5 protein-coding genes are annotated in these 4,211 nt (G+C 60.9%); 4 read left to right on the top strand and 1 reads right to left on the bottom strand.

All coding sequences use genetic code 11. From position 1 onward, the window contains the following. The coding region (locus tag C2134_RS21885) for a M15 family metallopeptidase (protein ID WP_233196426.1) at positions 1-931 on the bottom strand (931 nt) is incomplete at its 3' end. A 48-nt stretch (positions 932-979) separates the two neighbouring features. On the opposite strand from C2134_RS21885, the gene tssJ reads away from it, so the two are divergent. From tssJ to tssE, 4 genes are read left to right on the top strand one after another with little or no spacing between them, the layout of a single operon-like run. After that, the gene (gene tssJ, locus C2134_RS11650; RefSeq protein WP_158248754.1) at positions 980-1,513 is read left to right on the top strand and encodes a type VI secretion system lipoprotein TssJ; all 534 of its coding nucleotides are present in this window, start codon (positions 980-982) and stop codon (positions 1,511-1,513) included. A 45-nt stretch (positions 1,514-1,558) separates the two neighbouring features. Further along, positions 1,559-2,905 carry a type VI secretion system baseplate subunit TssK gene (tssK, locus tag C2134_RS11645; RefSeq protein ID WP_103320222.1) on the top strand — a complete coding sequence of 449 codons (1,347 nt, stop codon included), beginning with the start codon at positions 1,559-1,561 and terminating at the stop codon, positions 2,903-2,905. A gap of 7 nt (positions 2,906-2,912) precedes the next feature. Beyond that, entirely contained in the window at positions 2,913-3,614 is a 702-nt protein-coding gene (icmH, locus tag C2134_RS11640) for a type IVB secretion system protein IcmH/DotU (RefSeq protein ID WP_103320220.1), read from the top strand. Beyond that, positions 3,611-4,087 carry a type VI secretion system baseplate subunit TssE gene (gene tssE, locus C2134_RS11635; RefSeq protein ID WP_103320218.1) on the top strand — a complete coding sequence of 159 codons (477 nt, stop codon included), beginning with the start codon at positions 3,611-3,613 and terminating at the stop codon, positions 4,085-4,087. The genes icmH and tssE overlap by 4 nt, the downstream gene beginning before the upstream one ends. Positions 4,088-4,211 lie beyond the last annotated feature (124 nt).

Here is a 4,211-nt window from a genome sequence, read left to right as displayed (position 1 = left end):
CGATGTGGCCGTAGTCGCGGAAACTGAAATTTCCGCCCCAGCCCAGCCCTTGCGCTTGGGCTTCCTCGCCCAGCGCGGTATAGGCCTGCATCGCCCACGGATCCCGCTCCGAGATCACGACCTTGCCGTTGCGGACCGGCGCCAAATCCGCCGCCAATCCGTATTGATGCTTGCTCTCGCCGGCCCGGGCCTGCGTCACCTTGACGCTGCCGCCGGCCAAATGGTTTTGCCGCTCCGGACTGCGGTAGCCCTCCAGCAACACCATCGGGAAACCGCGCGCCTTCATTCTTTCCATCACCCGCAGCACATCCTGCACAAACGCCTGGTCCATCTTGTTCCAGTCGCGGTCCGCCTTATCCAGCGCCAACTGCGGCTTTTCCGCCACCGCATCGACAAAAGCCTCCGGCGCCAGTGGTGGCGGCGGAACCAGCTTTTCTTCGGTCAGCGCCTGGCGAATCTGATTGCCATGGGCATATTTTTGCGGCTGATAGCCGATTTCCTGGTGATATCCCGCAAAGTGCAGCGTAATTGCAACAACCATGCTGACCAATCCCAAGGACAGCAGCGGCACCAGCCAGATCATCGCCCGCGTTTTCAGCCAGGCAGGCGTCGAGAATCCCCCCCTTAAACGCTGAAAAAAAGGGGGGGAAACCGGGGGGATTTCCACCGGATCGCAAGTCATATTCAGGGGAGTCGCAATCGACGACTGCTCTACGCGGAGTCTGGCTCCGCCAAGGAAATACCGCCAACCCAGCCACAGCAAAAGCAGTACGATGCCAACCACCACCAGTGGCGCCAAAAACATCATTGGAAATTTTTTACTAACGATTGATGAATATGCGAATAACGCGATATGCTTGATTTGATTCGCGAAGAAGTCAAGTCCCGTAATCGGCAAGTGGCGGTAAAATACGGGAAATCGCCAATCCATTCTCCACGTTTATTCACCTCCAACATGTATTTTTCTGGCGCAGACTGTATGGATTTCACCACTCTCTGGCACAAGATCATTCTACTCCCGCTCGTTGCGGCGCTATCGCTGCTCAACGGCTGCGCGGGGCCGAAGAATATCACAATCTCAAGCGAGGCAAGCGCTACGCTCAACCGCGACAGGCAGGGGAAACCCTTGTCTGTCGTGGTTCAGGTGTATCAGCTCAAAAACGACCAAGCCTTCAAATTACTGACACCTGACCTTTTGGCCAGTGGCAAGCCAATTCAAGATGTGCTTGGTTCGGATGTTATATCCAATAAGGAACTGGTCTTTTTGCCAGGTGACAAAAAAGAATTAGATATATCCGTTTTGGAGGACGCCAATTATGTTGGCGTAATTGGGTATTTCCGCCAGCCCAATCCCCATTTCTGGCGCCTGCTTTATGACGCCGGACGAGTGCGCAGCAAGGATCTCAAATTCAAGGTTGGCGATTGCTATTTACAGGCTATCAAACCGGAATCCATTGCTTTGCCGGATCAGCCCAAAACCGCAAAAATAGAATGCCAGCCAGCTGGCTATTAATCACATCGGCATTATCAGAAAACGCACGCTAAGGCCTCCCCAGCAATGCTTCATGCACAAAGAATATTATGGGGCGAAGGCATGTTTCTTCGCCCGCAGCATTTCCAGCAGCAAGCCCTGTTTCAGGAACAGACGCAATCCAGCCTGCTGCAGCTCACTCACCGCCACGCCTGGGGCATTCATCGCCTGACGCTGGACGAGGCCGCGCTGAAAGGCGGCATGATCCGCGTGGACGAGTTGGCCATGTTGTTCCGCGACGGCACGCTATACCAGGCGCCCAGCCATGGTCCGCTGCCGCTGAGCCGCGATCTGGCGACGCTGCCGCAGCTGGGCATCCGCACCACGCTGTACGCCTGCCTGGCTCAATTGCAGCCCTATGGCGGCAACACCCGCGGCAGCGAAGCCGGCGCGCGCCCCACCCGCTTCCACAGCGACCACTGCGAAACGGCCGACCTGTACACCCAGGCGCTGCCCGCCGACCTGTCCACGCTGCAGCTGGACGTGAAGCTGATGCTGGAAGAGGAAAACCGCGATGGCTACGACGCCATCGCGCTGTGCCAGCTGGAGAAGGACGCCACTGGGCAATGGACGGTGGCCAAGGATTACCTGCCGCCGCTGCTGGCGATTGAAGGCTCCGGCGACATGATGCAAATGCTGCGCCGGCTGCTGGACATTCTGCTGGTGAAGAGCCAGGCGTTGGCCGGCGCCCACCGCGAGCGCGCCAAAAGCGTGATGGAGTTCGGCTCCGCCGACATCAGCTCGTTCTGGTTGCTGCACACGGTGAACCGCAACTTCGCGCGCCTGCGCCATCTGTCGCAATGCCAGCCGCTGCACCCGGAAGAACTCTATATGGCGCTGGCGGAGTTCTGCGGCGAGCTGCAGACCTTCACCACGCTGTACACGCTGTCCGACATCCCGGCCTATCGCCACGACAAGCTGCACGAGGTGTTCCCGCCGCTGGACCTGCAAATCCGCGAGCTGCTGGAAACCGTGGTGTCCGCGCGCTACAAGGTGATCCCGCTGCATTCGCCGCGCCCGTCCTTCCACATCGGCCGCCTGGAAAGCGACCGCCTGCTGGATAACGTGGACTTCTACCTGTCGGTGCAGAGCGAACTGCCGGCCGCGCAGATCATCGACAGCGTGCCCTTGAAGCTGAAGATAGGCGCGCCGGACGACGTGGAGCGCATCCTGAACTCCGCGATGCGCGGCGTCAGCCTGTCGCATACTGCCCAAACCCCGTCCGCCATCCCTGTGCGGGTGGGCAACCACTATTTCGCCCTGGAGCCGCACAGCGAGATCTACAGCCGCATGCTGCAATCGCGCAGCATCTGCATCTATGTGCCGCAAACCCTGGCCAATATTTCCATAGAACTGATCGCGGTCTTCCGCTGAACACGCCATGAACACTACCCTGACCCAAACGGCGGAACGCGTCATCGACGTGGCCGCCCCCGCCGCTCCCAACCTGCGCGAAATGCTGGAGGACGGCATCTACCTGCTGTTCCTGCTGAAGGAAGGCAATGCGCCCAGCAGCGCCGTGGAATTCAACCGCCGCGTCGACCACTTCCTGGGCCAGTTCGAGCGCAACGCCCGCAACTTCGGCAAGGACAACAACGCCATCAACCACGCCAAGTACGCCTTCTGCGCGCTGATGGACGAAATCATCCTGTCCTCGGAGTTTGCGCTGCGCGACGAATGGGAACGCATGCCGCTGCAGCTGCGCCTGTTTGGCGAACACCTGGCCGGCGAAGGCTTCTTCAACCGCCTGGAGCAACTGCGCGACAACCCAGCCGCCAATGTGGAAGCGCTGGAAGTGTTCTACACCTGCCTGCTGCTGGGCTTCCAGGGCAAGTACCTGCTGGAAGGCCAGGAGAAGCTGGGCTATCTGGTGCACAAGCTGGGCCAGGAAATCCAGCAGGTGCGCGGCGGCAAAGCCGACTTCGCCCCGCACTGGCAGCTGCCGCAACGCTTCCAGGCCTATGTGCGCCACGAGCTGCCGCTGTGGCTGTACTTCGCCCTGCTGGCCGTAGCCGGCGCCGGCATCTTCGTCGCCTTCCGCTGGATGCTCGGCCGCCAGGCGGCCGCCGTGTTCGGGCTATGAGCGGCAATCGCCACGCGCTGATCCTGCCCTCGGTGCTGGACCGCCTGCTGGACGATGAGCCGGACCAAAGCCACATCGAGCCGATCAGCCTGTTTGAGCTGTCGCACTTCAAGCAGTCGCTGGCGCGCGACCTTGAGGCGCTGCTGAATACCCGGCTGATGCCGCTGGATCCGCTGGACCCGTTCCCGCAAGCGCGGGACAGCCTACTCAGCTACGGCATCCCGGACCTGTCCGGCATCAGCCTGCTCAATCCGGACGACCGCGAACTGCTGCGCGAACAGCTGCGCCGCTCGATCGAACTGCACGAGCCGCGGCTGTCGCGCGTGCGCGTCAGCCTGGATGCCCCGCGCGAGATGGAGCGTCACCTGCGCTTCCGCGTGGACGCGGTGCTCAAGGTGCATCCGCACAAGCCGCCGGTGACCTTCGACGCCACGCTGCAGCTTTCCTCCAACGTTTACAAAGTACAGGGCTGAACCGCCCGCAATACATCATGGACCTTTCCAACCTGCTCGCCAGCTTCGCCTCCGCCTTCACCCAGGACCGCCGCCAGCTGACGCTGTCCCTCGGCAACGGCAGCATCGCCGCCGAGCAGCTGCT

Origin of the sequence: Chromobacterium sinusclupearum (assembly GCF_002902845.1) — a bacterium.
GTDB classification, from domain to species: Bacteria; Pseudomonadota; Gammaproteobacteria; order Burkholderiales; family Chromobacteriaceae; genus Chromobacterium; species Chromobacterium sinusclupearum.
Note: the sequence above shows the minus strand (reverse complement) of the source record. Positions and strands in the feature narration are given on the sequence as shown.